We start from the raw sequence: 24,802 nt of genomic DNA on the forward strand, positions 1-24,802 counted from the left end.
CGAGGTTTGTACAAATTTAACTGAAAAAGCAGCAGAAAAAAAATGAGCCGGTTACAAGCCGGCTCATCTATATTTCAATTTTACAAACTGAGTATTACCAATTCACAAGTCCCAATCCGATGGTGAAAGGATACATTTCCGGGCCACGGTTACTTTCGTAGAACGGTGTAAAGTAATAGGTGGCAAAAAGGTTAATTCCCTTGTAACCGATTCGGGCAGTTGCCCCGTACCGGAAAGGTGAGATATTGAAGTCATCCCGGTTTTTATCCTTTGTTCCGCTGTGCTTTACTTTGGTGTGCGAACCCAGTCTCAGCCCACCGATAACTCCTCCGGAAAAATAGGCTCGCTTATACGATTTATTAATCGGAATCTGGAATTCAAACATTAACGGAGCCTGCAAATACAAGGTATTCAGTTTGGTTTTATCGATATTGTCGTAAGTAAGATAAACCGGACTGGTAACGCCGTTTTCATTCGAAAGGGTATTCCTGTTCGAGAACCGGTAGTCGTTCCAGTTCAATCCGAGCCCGGTGACCAATCCAATGGTGTTGTGCTGCTTTTGCAAACCAATACTGTACCGCAGGAAGTTGATGTTGACCTCGTAGGATTTGTTGTGGTTCAAATCCATCCAGTTAGACTCGGGAAAACCCGCATACGTGGCATTGGCAAAGGAGTTCACTCCCATTTCAAACAGCGCCCAGTGCCCTTTGAATTTAGGCCGGTGACCGGTCCATTTTTCAAATTCATCGTCATCCAGCGTATCAAAATCAACAGAGGAACCGTGCCAACCATCAGCAATGACAATCGCCTTGCGTCCCAACCGGATTTTCACCGTATCGTTATCGAAGGAATTTACATCAACCGAATTGTCACCAACCTGGACATTGGTTTTCCCCATTCCATCAATCACCGTAACGGCATTCTTTCCAAGCACTTTTACCCGCACCGTATCTTGTGCCATCATATACTGAGCGCTGAACATGATCAGCATAAAGCTTAGAAGTATTCTACCAAACATAGCTTTTTGTTTTTGTTTGTGAGTAGGACGAACCGTTGCCGGATTTTGTTACAGGTTAGCGATTTTTATTCACCGGAAGGGAGAAGGAAATTAGCCGGCTGTGGAAAGAGATGGACTTTATTTCGCCGTCATTCCCGCGCTTTCCGACCAGTCGATCGCCTGATGCCCGTGCAATCAGCTGAAGTCCACCCAACGCAATGTTGTCGGACGAAAGCAATTCCCGGTCTTCGCTGTGTAAGGAGTTTTCCAGTTTCCTGTCCAGGAGATCCACTACAGGAATTTCATCAGCCAACGCATTTCCCGGAGCCTCGTAATCCAGCACCATCACCACTTTCTCCGGCTGCACATCAAAGCGGATAACCTTCGCTTTCATCGGTTCCGGAATATTCATCGCAATACGCTCGAGCTCCGGTTGTGCTTCTTTCTGGGGTATTGCTTTTGCTTTCGCCGGAAGAATCTCAGCTACCCGCAACGGTTTTTCCCTCACAATCTTTTTCTGCGGTGGGGTCGCCAATTTGCTTTCATCTTTCACACCTTCTTTTTCCTTACCGGGAACCGCTTCCCGCTCACTATCGGTAACAGGCGCTTCGGCGACTTTCGGATTAGGCGACTGCTGAACAGTTCCATCTTTTTCGGGATAGAAAAGGAACATTCCCAACGTCAGTACTGCAGCGGCAGCAACACTCCACCAGATGGGTAGTACGCGGGTTTTTCTTTTCAGCTTTGCTTTATTGGGAAAAACAATGCTCGCATCGGGTTGCAGTTTTAACCGGGCAAACTGGCTGACGGTTTCTTCCGCTTCTGCGTGATTTTCCAGCCAGGTTTGGAACGCGGCAACTTCTTCATTAGAAAGGTCTCCTTCGGAAAGCGCAATAGCAGCTTCTTCCAGTCCTTCCGGGGTATCGAAAACAGACTTATGCAGTGAGTTCTTTCCTTTCATCGATAACTCCTCCGGCTGAAGCCTCAACGAAGAAATTCCTTCTTCATCAGGAGCCAAACGGGGATGCTCCCGGAAGAAAGCCTCCAGCATCTTCCGCGTTTCCGGATCTAATTCCCCTTCCAGGTAATCCAGAACAAACTCCTCGTAATTTTCAGTCGTTATCTTCATCACACCACCACATCAATGCTACCGATGTACTTCTTCAAAAAAACGCGGGCCCGGTAAATATAAACCTTTACCTGCGCTTCGGTTAAACCGGAAATTTCGGCAATTTCCCGATAGGAATAGCCTTCGTAATCGCGCAGCAACACTACGCTGCGTTGTTTTTCCGGCAAACGGGAAACTGCTTCATGAAGCACTTCCTGCAAATCGGAAAAACCATTTCGTTCGTGGCGGATCTCATGTTCCAACGGATCGCCAATGACTTCCCGTTTACTTTTCCGCATACGATCAATCATCGTGTGATAAGCCGTGGTAAACAGGTAGGTTTTGACCTTTGTTCCGTCAATATTATCGCGATGCCGCCACATCTTTTCGTAACTGTCCTGCACAACGTCCCTTGCCCCGTCTTCGTCGTGCATATTTTTCACGACAAAGCGGTATACTCTGTCAGTCCATTCATCTACTGCGCGGTTATATTCATCAAGGGTCATCCGGTCAGGCTACAATTACATGTTGGAAGTAAGACGACTGTTTCCTGTTAAAGTTACAGCCATCACCGGATTTTTTCAACTTCCTGATTTTTTGCCACAAAAAAAAAGGTTGCTCGTTGGAGCAACCTTCTGTATATGAATTGTCATTTATTTCTTCTGTTCGGCAGTTTGGTCCGATTCAATCACACTAATGGCCTTGCGCAGTGTGGTGTCAATCTCTTTGATGATGGGATAAAATCCTTCCTCACCAAGAATATTCCGGGCAATGTAGGCATTGAGTTGGATTTTCAGAATTTTCCCTGAAACCTTCAATCCTTTGCTATCGCGAGGAACACCATTCTTTGCGGCAAACCGGACAAATTGCGAGAATACATCCTGCTTATTCAGGTAATCCTCGATGGCTTTGGCGTCTTTCATTTTCGATAGCAATTCGCGATGCGAGTCGGCATAATCGAAGGCAAAACGGTAAACCAATCCTTTCGAAGTAATCTTGCCATAATAGTCGGAGAAACCGGTTGTATCAGCCGGAACAAACACATCCGGCATGATTCCTCCACCGCCGTAAACAACCCGGCCTGTACGGGTATGATACTTCAATGAATCGTTGAAATGGATACTGTCTCTTTGCTCAAATTCACCATGCTTGTAACGCCGGGCAATATCCTGGTAGTAAGCCTGGTTTCCATCCGTATACGGCTTCTGTATACATCTGCCGGAAGGCGTGTAATAACGGGCAACCGTTAAACGCATAGCGGAACCGTCGCTGAACGGAATCTGCTCCTGCACCAATCCTTTTCCAAATGAACGGCGACCGACAATCATCCCCCGATCGTTATCCTGGATGGCACCGGAGAAAATCTCGCTGGCCGATGCTGAGAACTCATCGATCATTACAACCACTTTTTTGCCAAGCATACTGCCCTTGCCGTCGGCCCGGAACATTTTCTTCGGCTGATGCAGACCTTTCGTATATACAATCAATTCGCCCTTATCGAGGAACTCACTCACCATCTTGATGACCGCTGCCAGATAACCACCCGGGTTACCACGAAGGTCGATGATGATATTCTGAGCGCCATCCTTGTTCAATTTGTCTAATGCTTTCATGAACTCGGCGTACGTGTTTTCGGCAAAACGGCTCACTTTCACATAACCGGTCTTTTTATCGATCATATATGAAACATCGACACTGTAAAGCGGAATATTTCCACGTGTAATGTCAAAGTCGATCAAATCGGGGATTCCGCGACGGGCGATAGAAACCTTTACATGTGTTCCCTTTTCGCCACGAAGTTTCTTGATAACCTTATCGTTCGTGATATTGACTCCGGCAATCGTGGTATCGTTAACCATCACAATGCGGTCGCCAGCCTGAATTCCAAGCTTCTGAGATGGCCCACCCGAGATGACATCGACCACAGTAACCGTATCATTTTGAATGGAAAACTGCACACCGATTCCGCCAAAATTACCTGACATTTCCTCGTTCACTTCCTGCATATCCTTTTTGGGAATGTATGTCGTGTGCGGATCGAGTTGTTTCAGTATATCGGGAATGGCGTTATTGACCAGTTGTTTTTCGTTGACCGAATCGACATAATAGTCGTTGATCAGATTCATGATGAGATCGATCTTATTATTGGCCGGCGACTTGAGGTGATCGTAAGCGGACTGTTGCCGACGCTGCAGGACAATCCCGATGAAAATTCCAACAATAATGGCAAATGCCAGTAATACCGGGGTCCAGGTGATTAATCTTCTGTTTTTCTTATCCATTTTATTCTTCCTGTCTGTTTGATTCCAAATCTATCTGTACTATTTCTATCGAAGCTCTTTTAAGCAACTCAATTCCATCGTTTAACCGGTACGAGTCGGAGAAAACAACCTTGCTGATGCCTGCCTGAATAATCAGTTTTGAACATTCGAGGCAAGGTGAGGACGTAACATATAACGTGGCATTTTCGCTGCTGTTGTTCGACTTGGCCACTTTTGTAATAGCGTTAGCCTCAGCATGCAACACGTAAGGTTTTGTTTTGTTCTCTTCATCCTCACAGTTGTTTTCAAAACCAGAGGGAGTACCGTTGTAACCATCCGAGATGATCATTTTGTCTTTCACCAGCAAAGCTCCTACCTGCCGGCGCTTACAGTACGAATTTTCGGCCCAGATACGAGCCATACGCAGATAGCGATAGTCAAGTAACGCTTGTTTGCGGTTATTCGTTTTATCCATGCAATGCGTTCGTTTTACTTAATAACTGCGTTCGGTTTAGACGGTGTCTCAGAAAAAGCACATGAAAAAAAACCGCCTTGAACGGGGCGGTATAAATGATCTCAGTCGTTCAGAGGAAGTTTTTTATTTTATCCAGAATATCTTTCGATTTAATGGGCTTGGCCCAGAAGTCGTCACACCCACTCTCCTTCGCCATTTCAACATCTTCCGGCATCACAAAGGCGGTTTGGGCAATCACCGGCAACTCTGGTCTGATCTCCTTTATCTTGCGGGTGGCATCGAAGCCATTCATAATGGGCATTTGTAAATCCATCAATACCAAACTAACCGCCGGGTTCGTTTTGACCGTTTTAACCGCTTCCTGCCCGTTCTTGACCCAAATCATTTCTGCATCAATCTTACGCAAAACAGCTTTCAGATACAGATAGTTGGACTCGGCATCTTCAACAACAAGAATGACAAATTTCTTCTCTGGGTTTTCCACTTATGTTTAGCTTTTGGGTCCTGTGAAATTCAAATATATACAAAAATATTTTAGTTATGCTTCATAGGTCGAAAAATACACCGTACATAAAATAAACGCTCAATTCAACCAACTTATTATTTCCTAAATCATTGTGATAATTAATTGAACCAATAGGTCATTTTGAAAACCAGCGCCCTGTTCTTTGCCTGCATGTTTCCCGGAAAATAGTTATCGGTGTACACCAGGTAAATATCTGATACCGGCTGATACCGCCATTGCAGCCGGGCATTTACATTGATGTTGTCAATCTGCTCATTGTATTGCACATAGGTGGTGAAGAACAGTTTATCGGTAAAGGTTACATCCAGCTTCGGGCCAACCAGCCAGTAACCGGTATCGCCCCAGGGCTGTGGTAACTTCAGGTTATTGTAACTGAACACCATCGACACATATCCAAACGGCTGGAAACGGTAGTTCAACATTCCTTCAACATGTAGGCGGTTTCCATTAAAGAAGCCACCGTAACCGGAAGAAAGTTCATACTTGAAGGTTTTTCGGTTGTCAGATTGGTAAATCAACGTGGCATCGAACCAATTGTAACCGGTACCTGCTTCAAGGAAATGGTTTCCCTGGTTGGTGGGATCGAAAGCATTGCGCAGCTTGATGTACCAGAAATTGGTTTCCAGTTCCAGATGACTCCGGTTATGAAACTGGAAAAAGTAATCGAAGCTGACTTCGCGATCGGTTAATTCCATATCTCCCGGACGGAAATATGTATCCAATTCAGTGAAAAATCCGTGATATTCCACATTGCTCTTGTCCGGATAAAATCGAACGGTGGCTGTCGGATTCAGGCGCAAATAATCCACACGGGGAACGTACCCGGTTTCCGCATTGTAGTTTTTCCCTACATAATATTCTTTGATTCCCAGGTCATATTGCTTCCGCGAATAATTTAACTGGGTTCCCTGCGCAAACTGCTCTCCGGAACTCATGCCAGGTGTAAACGAACGAAACCCGAAAAATTCGCCCGTCCAGTAATTGTTCGAACTGGCCAGATTGTATTCCAAACCAGCTACCCGGTTGTATTCGTTCCCTGTAAAACCGGAAGGAACGTTCATGTTCTGCTTATTCACAAAGATGGCTCCGATATTCGAGCGCGAAAAAACTTTCTTTTGCACCGAAGCCACAAAAAAGTTGCGTGCCAGCAAATCACCCTGCTTTTCTGTTTCCATGTCCATCACTCCAAGTCGCCAGTCGTTTCCAAGTTTTCCGCTTAAGCGGGCACCGGCCAACACCGGCGAATCCAAACCAATACGACGTGAAAAAAACGGACGGATTTGACCGGAACCATAATTGGCAAACAGGTCGCTGTTTTCGAGAAAAAACTGTCGCTTCTCGGGGTAATACAATTCGAAGCGATCGAGATTGGTTACCTGATCGTCAACTTCCGCCTGCGAAAAATCAGGATTGTAAGTGAGATCGAGGTTAAGTGATGACGACAGTCCCAGCTTGGCATCCATTCCGAAATCCTTGCGGTAACGGGTATCGGTCCCGGCTTCAAAATCGCGCGACGCACTTCCAAAAATGTAAGGGATGAGTGAAAACTGCAGTCCGGATTTTGGTGGAGGGGTTTCCCATTGCACCACTCCCGCATACGCCAACGAAGCGGTTGGAAATTGCTGCGGAACAGGTGCCCAGGCCGACTTTTCGTTCCGTTTTAGGTCCAATCTAGAAAACTGCACATTCCAGTGATCAACGCCACTTTGGTACCGGATAGACTTAAACGGAATCCGCATTTCGGTGACCCAACGGTCTTTGTAATTTTTGGTCTTCGACTGCCACTTGCAATCCCAAATCAAATTCACGCTGTGACCGTCACTCATCGTTCCGTCCCATTTGGCTCCGGCAGCATTTGCTCCGAATGAATAACCGGTAGTTTGATCGTTGTACGTATCGAGAAACAGTAAGAAATTATCATTATTACCAAAGACAAAATCGCGCCGCAACGACTCTACCGGCCTTTTACCCGGGATGGTGTCGTAAAAAACAAACGCCAGATAAAAAGCCTTGTCGCCATAAGTCATCATCACTTCCGACTTCGCGGCAGCATAACCGGTATCGTATGGCAGAACCATGTAAAAATTGGTGGCCTTTTGCGCCCGCTTCCAGTCTTCCTCATCCAGTACGCCGTCAAGTTTAATCGGGCCGGTCCGCTTTTTTACATGCAAAACATAGTCGCTGTTAATGGTATTGATGGTAACGGTGGAATCTTTCCGTGAAAACGAAAAAGACTGAGCGGTCAGACCATTATTTCCGGAAGCAGATACTCCTTCGGTTACGAGAACCAGCCAAACAGCCAGTGTCGTCAATACTTTGGTAAGTTTCATAGTTAGTTAGTATGCAGTGATTTGGACGCTACAATATAGAAAAATCAATCTTACAGTCAAAACAACAATATCATTACATTTTTCACAGTAAAATTGAGTTAACGTAATGGATGAACGCACACCAAATGAGATTATTTAGTATCTTGAAGATGAACGAACTTAAACCTCCGTGGAAAATACATTTATCAGTTGTTTGATGCATGTGGTGTTTGGGACGATGGGCCAGCGAAGTTACCTATCACCCGATATACGCTCTCAAATGGTATCTTATCTTTCGGCCATAGCCAAATCGAGGGGAACCCGCTTGATTACGCTGGGCGGAACCGAAAATCATGTGCATCTGTTATTAGCCATTCCTGCAAGACTTTCCGTTGAGTCAGCTGTACTTCCACTTAAAGAAGCTTCACAAACCTGGTTGCGACAACACTTCGATAATTGCAAAGGTTTTACCTGGCAGAAGGGGTTCGCGGCTTATTCCATCAGTCGCTCACAACTTGAGAGTACCATGCGATTCATCCAGAATCATCAGCAACATCACCTGCACAAATCCTTCCGCGAGGAGTACATCGAATTCCTTCGTTACCATCACATTCCCTTCCGGGAAGAAAAATTGTTTGGGAACTAACACGGAATTCAGGGCATAAAAAAACCTTCTCCCTTTTGGAAGAAGGCTTCAGTACCCGGGGCGGGAATCGAACCCGCACGATATTGCTATCACTGGATTTTGAGTCCAGCGCGTCTACCAATTCCGCCACCCGGGCGAGTAGACTACCGGTTTTTTCCGGCGCGGCACAAATATAGATCAAAAATTCACTTCCGAAAAATATTTTTCATGGAAAAAACTCATATTTCCTTTATTCGACGGGCATCGATGGCTGCCGTCACTTTTCCGTAAATCACCAGCGAAATGGCCGATACGATGGCAATGCCCACAAAAACAAACCAGATATAATGCGCATGATCGTATGCATGAAGCTTTTCCGCTTCACTAAGCGTCAACGGGTCGGGACAATATTTCCCGAGCAAATAACCTGATAAACCGAAGCCTACCAGCGACGAAAAAAACGAATGAAGATGACTGAATCCGAGGTAAAGTCCCTCCTCGCCCCGCGGAGCCTGCAACGAAAAATATTCGAGAAAACGGGGCGATATGAACGATTCAGCAACTCCCTGAAAAACGATTCCTACCACCATCATGAACGCGACCGGATGCATACCAAAAATCGGTTCCTGTACAATCATATTTCCGGAAGCCATGGCCAACGCCGAAAACGGCATGATGAACATGCCTACCATCATGGAGGTAATTGCCTTTTTCTTCCGCATCAACTGCGTAATTAGGCTAACCGTCAAAACCACGACCAGCGGATTAACGTTGGCATACCAAGAAGGAGATGCGCCCTCTCCTGCCATGCGCAACACATATTTGGGCATGGTGGCATACAACTGATGCTGCACCATCCAAAAGCCGGTGATGATGAGAATCAAAACAATCAAACGTACGTTGGAGACGACTTTGATAAGCGCCTGCCATATTTCTTTCAGCGATTTTCCCTGACCTTCGTGATGCGACGATTTAAACATGAAGAAAACAACGATAAATCCGAGTAAGGTTGCTCCGGCCGAAAAGTAATTCAGGGTAATCAGACCTTCGTTTCCCAACGCTTCCCGCAAGGGTTTCACAATGGTTTTTCCGGAAAAGGCACCAATATTCACCATCGCGTAAAAGATGGAAAATCCGCGGGCCCGGTTTTGCTCGGTGGTCTCTTTCGATACGGTTCCGGAAATCACTGATTTGATGAATGAACCACCAATGATGATGAGTGCCATCACCGGGAGAATGCCCCACTTGGCGGTACTCTCACGTAAACCGGAAAACTCCGTCAGGTGGCCGTAGTGCACTAACCCGGCTGACTGCAATGTGGTAGGCAACAATCCCAATCCTAAATAACCAATGGAAAGTAACCCGAAAGCCAGCAACAATCCACTTCGAAATCCGATTTTATCGGCAATCGCTCCGCTAAAAGTGGGTAAAAGGTATAGCAGCGCGGAAAAGGTCCCGGAAATGAATCCGGCCTGAACATCTGAAAAACCGAGTATCCTCGAAAGATAAAGGGTAATGACAATGAAAACTCCGTAGTAGGCCGCCCGCTCAAACAGTTCAACGGTATTAGCCACCCAAAATGCCCGGGAAAAACGCCAGGTACTTTCTCTCTCCATCATGTTAAAAGTCAAATTAGTAGTTCGGTATCTTCTGCGAAAAGCATCAAAGATAAAAAATTGCCCGAAAGTTCCGGCCCTCTGAATTTTCGACCTGAAGGTATCTCAACTGTCCAATAAATTTGTGACTACTCGTCGATTGTTGCTCTTTTTCATTAAATTAAAGCATCAATTAAAAATTATGCCTCTTAACATAAGGGTCTTTTGATGATGAACTGTCATTATACTATTATATTGATGAGGCGATGCAAAAATCTCAGATGATACAGGACGAGGATAACAGACGGCTTCAGGCTATCCGCGAAGGCGATAAACAAGCTTTTGAGGCGCTCTTCTATGAGTGCTATCGTCCGATGGTTGCTTATGCCTTTCGCTTTCTGGGCGATATGGAACCTTCGGAAAGTGTTGTTCAGGATGTGTTTCTCAAATTCTGGCAAAAACGAAAGGAACTGATGATTACCTCTTCCCTCCGAAGCTACCTGTTCCGGGCCGTTCGCAACCTGAGCCTCAACTATCTTGAGCACCGAAAAATCATGTCTGGTTATGCTCATATGGTGATGGAACGGGAATCGGACCGTTACGACTACAGCGACTTTTATGTGGAAGTAGGTTTGAAAGAGAAAATCGATACAGCGGTTTCGGCTTTGCCGGAAAAGCGGCAGGAAATTTTCCGCCTGGCACGGGAAGAAGGATTGAAGTATCGTGAAATTGCCGAGCAATTAAACATTTCGGTGAAAACCGTTGAAACGCAAATGACGCTGGCACTGAAACAATTGAGAACGTCGTTGAAGGATTATCGTCACCTGGTTCTCTTCTTCCTGGGAACAGGAAGCAACCAATCGAAAAATAATTTACCAGATCAATCCATTTCCGTTAAGGGTAAAAAGCTGATTAACTGTCTTCCATACAGATTATGAAAAGCGAGAAGAACATATCGAAACTGACGCCGGAAGAGTGGACTGCTTTCCTGAACGGCGAAAGAGGTACGGAGACGTTTTCGGGAGAGGAAACCTCTGAGATGAGAGAGATGCAAGAAGCCTGGGAGCTGAGTGGTACGGTTTTCAGCCATTCGGCTGCTGACCCGGACAAAGCCTGGGCTAAATTAAATAAACAACTGGATAAAACTCCTCAACCGGCAGAACAACCAACCCGTCGCCTGTTCCGGCGCGTTATGCAATATGCCGCTACCATACTGGTACTTGTTGCTCTTGGTGTTACCGGTTATTGGCTCAGCCGGCCTAAGCAACCCGTGACATCGCAGTGGGTTGTTCAGCAAAGCGTGGTGCAGCCGACCGTTATCAAACAAGTTACCTTACCCGACGGAACCATTGTTAGTCTGAACGCCGATTCCCGCATCGAATATCCGGAAAGTTTTTCGGGACAGAAAAGAACCGTGAAATTGGTCGGTGAAGCATTTTTTGATGTTCACCACGATGCACTTCACCCGTTTATCATCGAAACCGAAGGAGCAGAAATTGAAGTGTTGGGAACTTCGTTCAATGTGTCGGCTTATCCCGGCAAGGAGAAAGTGGAAGTGAATGTGCGTACCGGTACCGTCCGACTGGTTTCGACCCGCAAGAAAGGGAAGCAAGCCGAAGAGATCCTTCCGGCCGGACAGCGCGGATGGGTGAATTTAAGCGATGGTTCTACGTCCAGTCAACTGGGTGTTGCTCCCAATTACCTTTCGTGGGTAAACAAGGACATCCGGTTTAAGAATACGCCCCTTTCGGAAGTATTCGGCGTACTCGAAAATACGTACCACGTTAAAGTCGAAGGTGCCAATGCTCACATCGATACACTGCGATACACGGCTGACTTTGAGAAACAGAATCTTGATTTCATCGTCGATGTCATTGGTCGTACCCTGAATCTGAAGGTCTCGAAAACAGACGATGGTATCGTGTTTGCCATGAAGAAATAGTCACAGGAAAGGAGGCCGTTAGATGAAACGGCAAAAAGGGAAACGTATCATTGTTGCTTTCAGCCTGATGCTGATTTTCCTTTTTACACTTCCCTGTCCGCATACAAAAGCACAGGAAACTATCCTGCAACAGAAAATATCGCTCCGGGCAAAGGAGCAGCCGCTCATTGACATTATTCATCACGTAAGTGATACCCTCGGGTTGCAATTAACCTATAATGCCAATGCAGATGCAAATGAGTTGGTCAGTTTTCGGTGCGAGAATGAAGCGGCGGGAAAAGTGCTAAAGGAATTATTGAATCGTTACCAGCTTGACTACATGGTATCGAGCGGACACCTCATTGTCCATGATTTGTTTAACAATGACCTAAATAATTACCAGCAAATTGAATCGACAACCGGAAAACCACCCTATCAATCATTTGTATTCAATCATACCGAAAGGAAATCCGTAGCCATTCCTTTCATCGACGCCAGTAACCTCATCATCATTCCTGTCCGGATTAATAATTCGGAGAACCTGAATTTCATTCTTGACACCGGAGTGAAAGTGCCAACCATCACCGAACTTCCCGACACCAATCAACTCAACCTGAAATTTTTGCAGCCACTAAAACTTGCCGGTCTGGGAGAACTAAAAGAAGTCAACGCCTACGCTTCGTTTAATAACAAAATCGAATTTGCCGGTCTGACAGGTTATAATCAAACCATCCATGTAGTCGACAACCCCGATTTCAGAATATCACCGTTGATTGGCATCCCGGTTCACGGCTTAATTGGATTTAACCTGTTTAAAGATTATGTCATAAAAATCGATTATGCGCGCAAGATAATTTACCTTTATCAACCGGAGCACTTCAACATGAAACGGGCTTTGAGAAAATCGGAGGTTGTGAACCTGGAATTCACCGATACCAAACCGTTGATGAAAGCGACCATTTTCATGGAAAATGAAAAAAACGTTCCGGTAAAACTGATGGTCGATTTGGGTGCCAGCGAGGCAGTTTGGCTATCATCCGGCTCCGATAAACGGTTACAGCCGCCGGAAAATAGCATCAGAACATTTCTAGGGCGCGGAATGGCTGGCGATCTTTATGGAAAGAAAGGACGGATACAGGCGATACAGATAGGCAGAGTAAAATTTGAAGAACCCATCGCTTCATTTCCCGATACAAGCCACATTGGTGGTATTACCGGGAAAAAACGGAACGGAAGTATTGGAGGTGAGATCCTAAGACGGTTTATCGTCGTAATCGATTATCCAAATCGACGAATGCTGTTGCAACCGGGGCGTAAAATTCACGAACCCTTCAATTACAACATGAGTGGAATTGATATTGTGAATCCGATGCCTGGCTTGCCCTATTATAAGATCATTAATGTGCAGAAGGATTCACCCGGCGATTTGGCCGGATTATTGCCGGATGATGTAATCGTGTACATTAACCATGCGGCTGCCAAAGACATTACGCTAAGCGAGCTCAACCAACTCCTGATGAGTCGGGAGAACCGAAATATAAAAATGCTGGTGAAAAGAGACGGAAAGTTGATAAGAGCCGATTTTCGCCTGCAAAAAGTTTTCTAGACCTATGTTTAAAAAGTACGGAATTCTGTTGTGGCTTTTGTGCCTTTTTATGCCCGGAGTATATGCTCAGGAAGCTCTTTCCGTACTGCAACGCCCTATCACAATTTCCGTCGACAGCTCATCTGTCGAAAATATCATTGACAGGTTGGTAATCGAAAACGATCTCTATTTTTCGTACAACCCACAAATCCTGCCAACAGGCCTTCATTCGTGCCATGCAGAGAAAATGCCGCTGAAGAATGTTTTGCGCAAGCTTCTTCCGGGCAGCGACTATCAATTCGAGGTTATCGATAACCAGATTATTATCAAACGCCTTGAAAGAGAACCGCTGCGTGTTTCCGCGCAGGTGATCGATCGCAAAAGCCGCGATCCGGTGCCCTACGCCTCCGTAACCATTGAAGGGCAGAGCATCGGTACCATCACCAACTCCGATGGCCGCTTCGATTTGGTTATCCCGCAGCGATTGCTCGACCACGATATTCTCATCGGTTGTCTGGGCTATGTGGAGTTCCGCATTGCACCGGACAGCCTGAAAAGTGTAAGTCAAATCGATCTCAAACCGGTCTCATATCGCCTGCGTGAAGTAAGAGTAAAACCGGTAGAACCGGAAGAAATTATTGCCCGGTTCAGAGCGCACATTACAGATAACTATACGCTTACTCCCCAGTTGATGACTACTTTCTACCGCGAAACAGTGAAACAGGACGGTGAGTACATGGGCATGTGGGAAGCCGTGATGGAAATGTTGAAGAGCCCTTATAGAGGAGTTGCAAGTGACAAGGTGCGATTTGTCAAAGGCCGGAAAAGCGAATTCAGCAATTCGTATAAAGATGTCAAGTTGAAAATTCAGGGGGGCCCCTATTATATTACCAAGCTCGACGTGGTGAAAAACCTGGAGAGTTTTCTTGATCCAAAATACGAACTAATCTACCGCTACCGCTTCGATCAACCCATCGTGTACAACGGCCGGATAGCTTGGGTTATCCGCTTTGCGCGAAAAGAAAGAGTGGATTATCCCTGCTTCAATGGCTACTTCCTGATCGATGCGGAATCGTATGCCTTGATTATGGCTGACTTCTCGTTAGACAATAAGAGTTTAAAAATTCTGGGCGAATCGTTCATTAAAAAACAACCCCACGGCATAAAAACACAGCCTATCAGAGCCGAATACAGAATTACCTACCGGGAATTAAACGGAAAATGGAGTTTCTACATGGCCCGAACCGATGTTCAGTTCAGGGTGCGCAACAAGCTAAATCACAAGCGTTCAATATTCCGCAGCATTTCCGATATGGTGGTTACACAGCAGTACCGTTTCCCGCGAAGGGCACGATTTGGGCCATCAGGGATTTTTCGGTCAAACGATATTTTTACCGACTTCATTGGCAACTATGACCCGCAATTTTGGGAAAATTATAACGTGATAAAACCAGATGAAGATCTGCGTAATGCACTGAAGAAAAATATCAATCCTTCAGAAAATAACGTTCAACAATAACACCCTTGTTATGAAATCAATTATCCGTCTTATTCTGTCAGTGATTTTTCTGTTTGCCGGATGGCTGCACGCACAGGAAACAGAGAAACCTCATTTAGTTGATCAGCTTACCAATCAATTAAAAAATTACCGGTTGCAAACAGTTAATCAGGAAGTGTACGTTTCAACCGATAAATCGCTATACCGCCCGGGTGAAGACCTGTGGTTCAAAGGCTATGTCACCGATGTGCAGACACATCTTCCTTCCCTGAAAAGTCTGGAACTGGATGTCCGGTTAATCAGCGATAAAGGAGATGAAATCAAGAGCGATCGGTTCAAGCTGCAAAATGGCATTACCAATGGCGATTTCAAACTTCCGGAGACAGTGGCGCAAGGAAATTACTACCTCATTGCCTATACTCCGGAAATGACCTACCGACCAGTGAGCCAGATCTTCCACAAGCGCATCATCATCAAGCGGCCCGAACAGCAAAACCTGCACTACGACATGGTTTTCGACAAGCCTTTCTATCAGGCCGGAGAAAATGTAACCGCCAAACTTCTTGTTTCTGATCTCCGCAAAAAGCCTGAAGCGAATGTGAGAATAAAGTATTCTGTTCACTCAGGCGATAACACCCTCGCTTCCGGAAAAGTGAAAACGGAAAAGAATGGAAGTGCACTTGTCTCTTTTAAGGCTCCCGAAGATCAGCTTGAAGCGCCATTACTGCTCGACATTGAATTCAACGAGAACAAAGAGGATTATCATTTCAGTAATCATGTGCCGCTTGCGAACGACAAGCTTACCATTCACTTTTTCCCGGAAGGTGGAAACCTGGTACCTGCAGCAGATCAAATGGTTGCGTTCCGTGCTTTCGATGCCTTTGGTAACCCAATGAATGTAAGTGGCAATGTAATCGACCATAACGGCAAACTGTTGGCTAAAGCGGGGACCGTTGCTCCCGGTTTGGGCATTTTTAGTTTGGTTTCCCAGAATGACAAGCAATTGAAGCTCGTGGTTACCAGTGAGCCCGGTAAAGGTCAGGAATTTTTGTTGCCGAAACCCGACCCCGAAGCCGTTTCCATTACCGCGAGCCAAAGCAATACTGATACACTGTGGGTAACAATAAAAAGACCGGCGGGAAGCGAAAAGAATACCTACTCTATGCTGGCGGTGAATCGTGGTGACATGGTCTGGGCCTCTGAATTCAAAATTGGAGCTGCTGGACGAATTCCGGTTAACCTGAACATTTTTCGCCAAGGGGTTACGCTGCTGTCCGTTTTTGACGAAGCGGGGAATTTACGAGGCCAGAGATTGGTCAACATCAACAAAGGTAAATCGGTAAATGTAAAAGCTGAATTTCCTGAATCGATGGCAACTGAACAGGATGGGAAAATTCACATCTTGTTAACCGACGAAAAAGGCCGGCCGGTAAAAGGCGAAATCGCCGTCTCGGTAACGGATATGCAGGCAAATATTCCTGAAGCATGCGGCATATCTAGTCTAAACTGTGGAACATCATTACCAATTCCGTTGCCAGATCCTGAATCGGAAACAAATGCTGCCCGGTTTAAATTTTACCTGATGGCCAACCATCTGCAAAATTTCAATTGGAATGAAGTTCGATCATTTAAGGACTCTGCTTCTGAAACACCCGCTGAATTGAATATCGGTATTTCCGGAATGGTTTTCGACCGAAAAGATCAACCCGTGGCAAACGCCAAAGTCAATGTTGTCAATACCAGCATGCAAGTATTTACCACGACCAGTGATGCAAACGGACATTTTACCATTGACTCTCCGCTATTGTCCAACCCGAGCGATCTGACCGTCAATGCCACCGATGATTCAGGCAAGAAAGACCTAACCGTTAAGCTGGACAAAAGCTTTGCCGAAAAGGTCGTCGACTATATCCGCAGCAAACCCGAAGACGATCCATGGAAAACGGAAATGAATCTCCTTCAGACAGCTTATTTTGAAACAAATCCGGATTTGTTTGCTTCTGTTCCCGACAAAAAAATGGACGCTTTTAACAATAAAAGAAAAGACGACTTTTGGAGAGCATATCTCGATCAATCTACGAACCTGCTCGACATCATCAACATGATTAAACCCTTTGATTTGATGGGAGAAAGAATTGTCTTCAAAGGTTCACATAACAGCTTGTTGAACCAGGGAGGTGCGTTAATTGTAATTGATGGACAGCAACTAGGAACGTCTGCTTCTACGCTGAGTTCAATCCCTCCGATGAATGTAGAAGATATTCATGTCTCCACGAAACTTTCGGACGTGGCTAAATACACTGGCTTAAATTCAGTGGGCGTCATCGAAATTACCACCAAGAAGGGAAAACGTATAGAATCCAAGAAAGAACAGGGACCGGAGTATGACAAAGGATTGCGGATGTCACGACAATTTTCACCTCAACCAATCGGGAAATCCAAGTACAATCTGGAAACAACACTGCTATGGGATCCGGTTGTTTTTACCAACGAAAAAGGGGAAGCAGAGCTCAACTTTAAGACCAGTAAATTAAAGTCAACGTACAATGTCCATATCGAAGGAATTACCGTTGACGGAACCTGGTTCAGTAAAAACGAGCAACTGAAAGTGGAATAATGTAAATAATTTGACAGATCATAAAAATCCCCTGAAATCAATCGGTCTCAGGGGATTTGTCTAATATTTTAACGCTCGAAAAGTTCACCCAGAATGGATCGATCTCCGGTTCCCTGATTTTTGCCTACCGGTGACAACGCTTTAATCAATTTGCTGACCGGCATCGACTGTAACCATACTTTTCCGGTTCCGCGTAACGTAGCCAGAAATATCCCCTCCCCTCCAAATATCATGGAGCGCAATCCTCCGGCCGCTTCGATAGAAAAATCGATGGATGGCTCTAAAGCCACAATACATCCCGTATCTACGCGCAAGGTTTCGTTATTCAGCTGCCGTTCAACAACTGTACCTCCTGCATGAACAAACACCTTACCGTCACCATCGAAGCGCTGCAAAATAAATCCTTCGCCACCGAAAAATCCGGCTCCCAACTTCCGGTTTAACGCTACACCAACTTTGGTTCCGTAAGCCGCACATAAAAAGGCGTCTTTCTGAGCCAAAATAGAACCTCCATGATTTGGTAAGTCGATTGGAAGAATGGTCCCGGGGTAAGGAGCTGCAAATGCCACATGCCCTTTTCCCAATCCGCGATGGGTAAAATGTGTCAGAAACAGAGACTCCCCAGTGAGCAAGCGCCCCCCGGCTGACAATAGTTTGCCTAAAACACTTTGATTAGCCTGAGAACCGTCTCCCATGTGGGTTTCAAAACTCACCGACTCTTCCATGTACATCATGGCTCCGGCCTCGGCTATGACCGTTTCTCCCGGATCCAATTCCACCTCCACAAACTGAAGGTCTCCGCCAACAATACGATAATCAATTTCATGTGAACGCATAAGCAAATATTTACAATGGATGAATGAATTCACGATAGGTAAAACCAATCACCTATTCTTTTGTTAATGATGGAAAACCCTCTAAAGTTAACCGATTTCATTTAAGAGCGCAATCCATGCTGTTTTGAACCTGTTTCATGTGATATACAACATATTTATTTATTCATATTTTTCAATACTTTAGAGGCTTATTTACGTGGTAAATTTTACATAAAACTTTCACGTAGCGCATTGAATTTTTGTAAAAATTTTATCAAATAGTTAGTTAAGAACTCTAACAACCAGCATTAAATGAAAATTCACGAATACCAGGCAAAGCAGATATTTGCCGATTATGAGATCCCTGTCTCGGATGAGATTCTCTGCCACTCTGTAAAAGACGTGGAAAAAGCTGCTGAAAAACTAGGCCTACCCGTTGTGGTTAAAGCCCAGGTTCTCGCGGGAGGACGAGGTAAAGCCGGTGGTGTAAAACTGGCAAAAACCAAAGAAGAACTGGTTAATGCAGCTAACCAAATTCTTGGAATGGACATCAAAGGTTACACTGTTGAGAAAGTGCTGACCGCCAAAGCCATTTCGTTTACCGACGAGTTTTACGTTGGACTGACCATCGACCGGAATACCAAGTCGGTTGTATTCATGGCCAGTAGCGAAGGTGGTGTCGAAATCGAAGAGGTTGCCAAAGACAACCCCGATGCCATTCATAAATTTGTCATCGATGCAGAAATCGGCCTGATGCCTTTCCAGGCTCGTCAAATCGCTTTCAAACTTTTCGATGACATCAAACTGGTTCGCCAGGGTGCAGATTTGTTCGAAAAACTGTATCGTTTGTTTATCGATACCGATGCTTCACTGGCTGAAATCAATCCGCTGGTGATTACTGCAGAAGGTAACCTGATGGCACTCGACGGTAAAATGAACTTCGACGATAACGCCTTGTTCCGCCAGCCGGAAGTTTTGGAAATGCGCGAGCCTACCGAAGACGAAAAGACAGAAATCGAAGCAAAGGAAAAAGGACTAAGTTTCATCAAACTCGATGGTAACATTGGTTGTATGGTGAACGGTGCCGGACTGGCTATGGCCACCATGGACATTATCAAGATTTACGGTGGCGAACCGGCTAACTTCCTTGATATTGGCGGTAGCTCGAACCCGCAGAAAGTGATTGACGCCATGAACCTGCTCCTGGCCGATAAAAACGTGAAAGCCGTTATGATCAACATTTTCGGTGGTATTACCCGTTGCGATGACGTAGCTAAAGGTATCATCTCGGCACTTGAGCAGATGGATGTGAAAATCCCGATTGTCGTTCGCTTGTCAGGTACCAATGCTGCCGAAGGTTTGGAGATTTTGAAGAAAACCAACCTGGTAACGGTAGCTTCTATGGGTGAAGCTGCTGAAAAAGCCATTGAAATGGCCGGTCAGACTGTTTAATCGACGTTTTCTGAAATTAATTAACTGATTTACCCTTTGTTTCAATTTTTAATTCAAATCAAATGAGCATTCTAATCAACTCAGATACCCGCCTCATTGTACAGGGAATTACCGGTCGTGACGGTAGTTTTCATGCACAGAAAATGAAAGAATACGGAACTAATGTCGTTGGCGGAGTTTCACCAGGTAAAGCCGGACAGAAAGTTGGCGATATTCCGGTTTTCAATACGGTGAAAGATGCCGTAGCTGCAACCAAGGCCAATGCAACCATCATCTTCGTTCCGCCGAAATTTGCCGCTGATGCCGTTTATGAAGCATCCGAAGCTGGCGTGGAACTGGTGATTACCATTACCGAAGGTGTTCCAACCCTCGACATGGTGAAACTGATGCCTTACCTGAAGAAGAACGGCACAAAAGTAATTGGGCCCAACTGCCCCGGATTGGTTACTCCAGGCGAAGCACTGGCTGGTATCCTACCGGGAAATATCTTCAAGAAGGGCAATGTGGGCCTGATGAGCCGAAGCGGTACACTCACCTACGAAATGGTGAACCAGCTGACCACAAACGGATTGGGTCAGAGTACTTGTGTAGGTATTGGCGGTGACCCCGTTGCCGGACTGTATTATGAGGAGCTTCTGGAAATGTTCGAGAATGATCCGCAGACCGATGCCATTGTACTGATTGGTGAAATTGGTGGTGATGCCGAAGAGCGGGCTGCCAAATACATCAAAGAGAAAGTAACCAAACCTGTTGTTGCTTTCATCGCCGGACAAACAGCACCTCCCGGGAAACGCATGGGACACGCTGGTGCCATTATTTCCAGCGGAAGCGGTACAGCTGCCGAAAAAATCAAAGCATTTGAAGAGGCTGGTGTTCCGGTGGCCAAAAAACCGACGGAAATCCCGGTGCTCATCAAAGAGCGTTTAGGAAAGTAATTTTTTCAAGTCCATACAATGTTTAAAAAGTGGCAATATCTTCGGGTGTCGCCACTTTTTTATTTTCCTACCGGGATTAAAACTCAATCATGATGCCGATGGTAGGCAATACTGTTCCGCTTTCCGGATTAATGGTTTTCAACTCATACCGGCTCGGATCGTTCGGATCAATTACCGGACTACCGCTGGCATCTTCCACCAGCACCAGATCGGCCGGTTGATCGGCCTTAAAGTTGTATGCATTCTGTACATCCACATAAACCATTAATGACCACTTCTTAAAATAGTAGGATTTATCCACCCTGAAATCGAGCTGATGAAAGGCTTTCAACCGCAATTGGTTGTACCGGCTGTAATCGAGGTAACCTCGTCCTCGGGCATCCCAGGCAGTACGAAGCGATGAAGTTTCCATGTCCCACGGAGTGTAAGGCGCACCACCCACATAACGCCATTTAAAACCGAAATCCCAGTTTTTCTTGAGGCTTTTATTCGCCGTAATATTGAAAATGTGCCGGTTATCCCACGAAGCAGGAATGTATCTTCCTTTTCCTTCGCGAAACTCGCTCCGAACAAACGTGTAGGAAAACACGGTATTAAATCCCAGGAAATCCTTGTCGCGCCCTAAAACTTCAAAACCGTATGCCCGACCGTTGCTATTGGGAAGTACTTCCTCGTCACCGTAGGTACCGTAGTCAGCTCCCTTGCTGGCCAGCGAAACCGAATCGGCAACCGAGAAAGGATAATCGTTGTAGCCCTTGTAAAAGCCTTCTACCGAGAATTGCCGGTCGGGTTGAGGCTGCCAGGTTATTCCGGCTACATAATGATTCACCGAAATGTATTTCAGTCCATTATCCCGATTCACCAGCGTGCCCGAATTATCGCGGTAGCCCATGGTTGTGTAAGACGGTAATTGGTAATAACGACCGGTATTCATGCTCGCTGAAAGTGATGGAGTAAAATTGTAACTGGCCGAAAAACGAGGCGAAAGCTGCTGTAACGGGTTATTCATTTGAGCAGAATAATTGTTGGCATCAGCGCGCAATCCCAATGATAGTACCAGCCTTTCGTCTAAAAAGTGTCGGCTCGCCTGTCCAAAGAAAGAATACTTCCAGAACGACAAGTCGGTCCGGTAGTTCAGCTCAGTCAGTTCACCATTAATGAAGTTTTTCCGGTAGGTCCGGTTAAAATATTCGGCATACTGTAATCCGCCGCCGTAATTCAGCCGGAAACCATTTGACGCAGTGCAATTATGCTCATAGCGGAATCTTGTCTCCCGCTCATACGAATCGTAATCGAGCAACAGGTTTTCCGGTTGTTCCACATTATTCTGGTACTTGTACTGAATGTTGTTGAGTCGGTTTTGACTGACGACCCAGGTATCATAGCCCTTTTCACGGTAGTGTTTATAAACGGCACCTACCGCATAACTCCATTGTTTATTCACCGGTAAGTATCCGAGTAAATAGCGTTGCTCTTCGGTATCATTCGCGTCGGTATTCAGTTTGAACTGGTCCAGAGCACCAATTCCCGTAAAATATATTTCGTTCTTATCATCAATCTTGGTTCGTACTTTGAATTGAAAATCGTTGTAAGTGGGCAGAAAAGGAAGTTCCAAAGCACTGAAAAGAAACTGCAGATACGATCGACGCGCCGAAAAAATGGCTGTGGTATTTTCGGAAAGTGGACCATCGAGCGTCAGGGCCAAATCGGAAGCGCCCAGGGTGGCCCGGTATTTCATCTTATCACTGTTGCCGTCTTTTTGCTTGAACTCAAGCACTGAACTTAACGCGTTTCCACGGTCAGCCGGGAAAGCGCCGGAGTAAAAATCCACCTTGCGAATAAAATCGACATTAATGATTCCAACCGGACCTCCCGAAGCGCCCTGCGTGGCAAAGTGATTGAGATTCGGAATTTCCACATCATCGAGGAAAAAACGGTTCTCGGACGGACCGCCCCCCCGAACAATCACATCGTTCCGGAATGCCGGCGTTGAAGAAACGCCAGGATAACTCTGAATAACCTTGGAAATGTCGCGGTTTCCACCAGGATTCTTCTCAATTTCATCGATGCCAATACTTCGCAACGAGACCGGGCTTTCTTCCCGCCTACGAAACTGCGATGGCTTTACCGTTATCGCATCCAGATTGACGGTCGATTCTTCCATAGGAATATTTATCTCGGCGCTGCTGGCATTGGTTACCCGAAAAGCTTCAGTAATATTAATCTGGTAACCTACTGAAGAAGCCTGCAACTTGATAAAACCGGGTGCTAACCCTGTCAACTGAAAATTTCCATTGGAATCGGAAGTCGTTCCGATATTTGTTCCAAACACAACAATATTTGCAAAAGGAACGGGTTCGTTATTACTGGCATCATAAATTCGTCCTTTCACTACCCCGTTATTCTCCTGACTAAAGAGATGAGGTGCGATGAATAAGGCAATGATTAGCAATAGTGTCTTCTTCATTTGGTTAATTTTTGTCAGATAGAAAACACCAAGATAATTATTTTTGTTTAATCTTTTATAAAATACATTAAACAATTTTAAATTGTCTCATTCAATGCCTTGAATGAATCCGGATATGATTTCCTTCAGAATCAGTGAAACCTGCGTAGTATCCGATTTCGTCGGTAATTTTCGTTTTCGGAATGGTGACTCTACCTCCGGCAGGTTCCACCCGATTCAACATCGGCGTTAAATCATTTCCACCATTCAGATAAACAATCACTCCCGAACCGGAAGGTTTGAAATCGTCAAATAAAGTAATAGCTCCTCCCACACCCTCGCTTTGTGGCGTCATAGGGAGAAATCCCATTGTCTCTCCAAACCGTGAATCTACGTAAACAGGTTTTTCGAAAAGCGCTTCGTAAAATTTCCGGGCCCGGTTAAAATCGGCTACCGGGATTTCGAACCAGTTCACCAGGTTTTCTTCCATAAGACTATGAATTAGGTTTAATACATGGAAAGTTACGGAAGTTTACCTGAAAAATTATCGCAGAGATGACGCAAAATACCCGAAGAAGGTTTTTCCGAACCGGTTGAATGAAAGACTTTTTTCCTCAGCAACGGTCGGACAAATTCCAGAATCGAACCATAAAAACGAAATTATAATTATACATTTTCATATCTACATAAAATGATGTTTCAAAACATTTGATTTATCATAAGCATTGGGGATAAAATGCTTCCGATTCGCCTGCTGAAAAAGAAGAAATGTGTTAATTTGCACAGATGAACCAGACCCAGCTTTACCACTTCTCTACCGGACGTAAATTATCCTATTCCCTTTCAGGAAAAGGTGAGTTATTGGTTTTGCTTCACGGGTACCTGGAGTCGTCGGCTATTTTCGATGACCTGCTGCCGGAACTTTCCAGTCATTTTCAGATTCTGACGGTCGATTTTCCCGGGCACGGCCATTCCGATCTTCCGCCGGAAGGCTATACTTTTCTTGATTTTGCGAAAGAGTTGTACTCTCTTCTGGAAGAAATTGGCCACACAGACCAATTGACTCTGGCAGGGCACTCGATGGGTGGTTATAACGCACTGGCTTTTGCCAGCCTTTTTCCTGAGAAAGTTAAATGGCTGGCTTTATTGCACGCATCGGCTGATGAAGCATCGGAAAGCCATGTGAACATGCGCCGCCGTGAGATGGGGTTGATTGAGAAAGGAAGGCTGGAACTGATTATCCGGAACTCGTTGCACAACAACTTTGCGCCTTGCAACCGGGAACGGTTTCCGGAGTTGCATTACCAGCTGCGGGAAATGGCTTCCCGGGTATCGCCTGAAGCAGCCATTGCGGCAATCAGGGCCATTATGGGAAGACCCTCCTATCTTGAATTTCTGAATACGGCTCCTTTTCCGGCACTGATTATTGCCGGAGAAGAGGACAAAATACTGGCAGCTGCCAAACAATGGAACGAAGCACATCATATCCGAAATGCCACTTATGTCGGTTTGGAAAATTGCGGACATGTGGGCTTCATCGAAGAGAAAAGTTTATTTTTAGAGAAATTTTTGAATTTTTCGGTTGAACAGCCCGAAAACAGTGAGATTGATGGTCGGGACAGATAATTTCTGCGAAA

20 protein-coding genes and 1 tRNA gene are annotated in these 24,802 nt (G+C 45.4%); 9 read left to right on the plus strand and 12 right to left on the minus strand.

The annotated features are described in order from the left end of the window. Positions 1-94 precede the first annotated feature (94 nt). The 7 genes from T426_RS22280 to T426_RS0100505 all read right to left on the minus strand — a co-directional run bounded on the left by T426_RS22280 (position 95) and on the right by T426_RS0100505 (position 7,697). A complete protein-coding gene (locus tag T426_RS22280; protein ID WP_081782323.1) occupies positions 95-1,018 on the minus strand; it encodes an outer membrane beta-barrel protein in 924 nt (307 codons plus the stop codon). Between the two features lie 55 nt (positions 1,019-1,073). Next, positions 1,074-2,126, minus strand: a complete 1,053-nt coding sequence (locus T426_RS0100480) for an anti-sigma factor (protein WP_025862573.1) — start codon at positions 2,124-2,126, stop codon at positions 1,074-1,076. Further along, the gene (locus T426_RS0100485; RefSeq protein WP_025862574.1) at positions 2,126-2,611 is read right to left on the minus strand and encodes an RNA polymerase sigma factor; all 486 of its coding nucleotides are present in this window, start codon (positions 2,609-2,611) and stop codon (positions 2,126-2,128) included. The genes T426_RS0100480 and T426_RS0100485 overlap by 1 nt, the downstream gene beginning before the upstream one ends. Before the next feature lie 147 nt (positions 2,612-2,758). Then, on the minus strand, positions 2,759-4,387 hold the full coding sequence (locus tag T426_RS22285) for a S41 family peptidase (protein WP_025862575.1): 1,629 nt from the start codon (positions 4,385-4,387) through the stop codon (positions 2,759-2,761). Position 4,388: 1 nt separating this feature from the next. Beyond that, complete coding sequence (locus T426_RS0100495; protein WP_025862576.1) at positions 4,389-4,841, minus strand: dCMP deaminase family protein; 453 nt, start codon at positions 4,839-4,841, stop codon at positions 4,389-4,391. Positions 4,842-4,950: 109 nt separating this feature from the next. After that, complete coding sequence (locus T426_RS0100500; RefSeq protein ID WP_025862577.1) at positions 4,951-5,325, minus strand: response regulator; 375 nt, start codon at positions 5,323-5,325, stop codon at positions 4,951-4,953. A gap of 140 nt (positions 5,326-5,465) precedes the next feature. Further along, positions 5,466-7,697 carry a DUF5916 domain-containing protein gene (locus T426_RS0100505; protein WP_025862578.1) on the minus strand — a complete coding sequence of 744 codons (2,232 nt, stop codon included), beginning with the start codon at positions 7,695-7,697 and terminating at the stop codon, positions 5,466-5,468. A gap of 169 nt (positions 7,698-7,866) precedes the next feature. Between T426_RS0100505 and T426_RS0100510 the strand changes: the two genes are divergently transcribed. Continuing rightward, positions 7,867-8,322 (plus strand): transposase, encoded by a 456-nt coding sequence (locus T426_RS0100510; RefSeq protein ID WP_148303639.1) that lies wholly within the window; start codon positions 7,867-7,869, stop codon positions 8,320-8,322. 52 nt (positions 8,323-8,374) lie between these two features. Here the strand turns inward: T426_RS0100510 and T426_RS0100515 are convergent. Together T426_RS0100515 and T426_RS0100520 are read right to left on the minus strand one after the other, a co-directional pair. Next, positions 8,375-8,458 (minus strand) — tRNA-Leu (locus T426_RS0100515). Between the two features lie 82 nt (positions 8,459-8,540). Further along, complete coding sequence (locus tag T426_RS0100520) at positions 8,541-9,920, minus strand: MFS transporter (protein ID WP_027585139.1); 1,380 nt, start codon at positions 9,918-9,920, stop codon at positions 8,541-8,543. A gap of 257 nt (positions 9,921-10,177) precedes the next feature. Between T426_RS0100520 and T426_RS22290 the strand changes: the two genes are divergently transcribed. Genes T426_RS22290 through T426_RS0100545 form a run of 5 tightly spaced genes read left to right on the plus strand, consistent with a single transcriptional unit; the run spans position 10,178 to position 17,517 of the window. Beyond that, complete coding sequence (locus T426_RS22290) at positions 10,178-10,834, plus strand: RNA polymerase sigma-70 factor (RefSeq protein WP_025862580.1); 657 nt, start codon at positions 10,178-10,180, stop codon at positions 10,832-10,834. Further along, the gene (locus T426_RS24805) at positions 10,831-11,838 is read left to right on the plus strand and encodes a FecR family protein (RefSeq protein ID WP_025862581.1); all 1,008 of its coding nucleotides are present in this window, start codon (positions 10,831-10,833) and stop codon (positions 11,836-11,838) included. The genes T426_RS22290 and T426_RS24805 overlap by 4 nt, the downstream gene beginning before the upstream one ends. 22 nt (positions 11,839-11,860) lie before the next feature. Further along, positions 11,861-13,423 carry a PDZ domain-containing protein gene (locus T426_RS0100535; protein WP_027585140.1) on the plus strand — a complete coding sequence of 521 codons (1,563 nt, stop codon included), beginning with the start codon at positions 11,861-11,863 and terminating at the stop codon, positions 13,421-13,423. A 4-nt stretch (positions 13,424-13,427) separates the two neighbouring features. Further along, entirely contained in the window at positions 13,428-14,921 is a 1,494-nt protein-coding gene (locus tag T426_RS0100540) for a carboxypeptidase-like regulatory domain-containing protein (RefSeq protein WP_153637578.1), read from the plus strand. 10 nt (positions 14,922-14,931) lie between these two features. Continuing rightward, positions 14,932-17,517: an MG2 domain-containing protein gene (locus T426_RS0100545; RefSeq protein WP_025862587.1), complete on the plus strand. Its 2,586-nt coding sequence runs from the start codon at positions 14,932-14,934 to the stop codon at positions 17,515-17,517. Positions 17,518-17,585: 68 nt separating this feature from the next. Here the strand turns inward: T426_RS0100545 and T426_RS0100550 are convergent, their stop codons facing one another. Beyond that, positions 17,586-18,353 (minus strand): TIGR00266 family protein, encoded by a 768-nt coding sequence (locus tag T426_RS0100550; RefSeq protein ID WP_025862588.1) that lies wholly within the window; start codon positions 18,351-18,353, stop codon positions 17,586-17,588. Between the two features lie 291 nt (positions 18,354-18,644). Between T426_RS0100550 and sucC the strand changes: the two genes are divergently transcribed. Continuing rightward, positions 18,645-19,784 carry an ADP-forming succinate--CoA ligase subunit beta gene (sucC, locus tag T426_RS0100555; RefSeq protein WP_025862590.1) on the plus strand — a complete coding sequence of 380 codons (1,140 nt, stop codon included), beginning with the start codon at positions 18,645-18,647 and terminating at the stop codon, positions 19,782-19,784. Between the two features lie 62 nt (positions 19,785-19,846). Further along, positions 19,847-20,719 carry a succinate--CoA ligase subunit alpha gene (sucD, locus tag T426_RS0100560; protein ID WP_025862591.1) on the plus strand — a complete coding sequence of 291 codons (873 nt, stop codon included), beginning with the start codon at positions 19,847-19,849 and terminating at the stop codon, positions 20,717-20,719. A gap of 76 nt (positions 20,720-20,795) precedes the next feature. Here sucD and T426_RS0100565 read toward each other — a convergent pair whose 3' ends face one another. Further along, the gene (locus T426_RS0100565; protein ID WP_027585142.1) at positions 20,796-23,186 is read right to left on the minus strand and encodes a TonB-dependent receptor; all 2,391 of its coding nucleotides are present in this window, start codon (positions 23,184-23,186) and stop codon (positions 20,796-20,798) included. Positions 23,187-23,277: 91 nt separating this feature from the next. Then, positions 23,278-23,655 (minus strand): VOC family protein, encoded by a 378-nt coding sequence (locus tag T426_RS0100570; protein WP_025862592.1) that lies wholly within the window; start codon positions 23,653-23,655, stop codon positions 23,278-23,280. 296 nt (positions 23,656-23,951) lie between these two features. Here T426_RS0100570 and T426_RS0100575 point away from each other — a divergent pair, with 296 nt between their 5' ends. Continuing rightward, positions 23,952-24,791 carry an alpha/beta fold hydrolase gene (locus tag T426_RS0100575; protein ID WP_025862593.1) on the plus strand — a complete coding sequence of 280 codons (840 nt, stop codon included), beginning with the start codon at positions 23,952-23,954 and terminating at the stop codon, positions 24,789-24,791. Positions 24,792-24,802: the final 11 nt, after the last annotated feature.

Source organism: Prolixibacter bellariivorans ATCC BAA-1284, assembly GCF_000621705.1.
GTDB classification, from domain to species: domain Bacteria; phylum Bacteroidota; class Bacteroidia; order Bacteroidales; family Prolixibacteraceae; genus Prolixibacter; species Prolixibacter bellariivorans.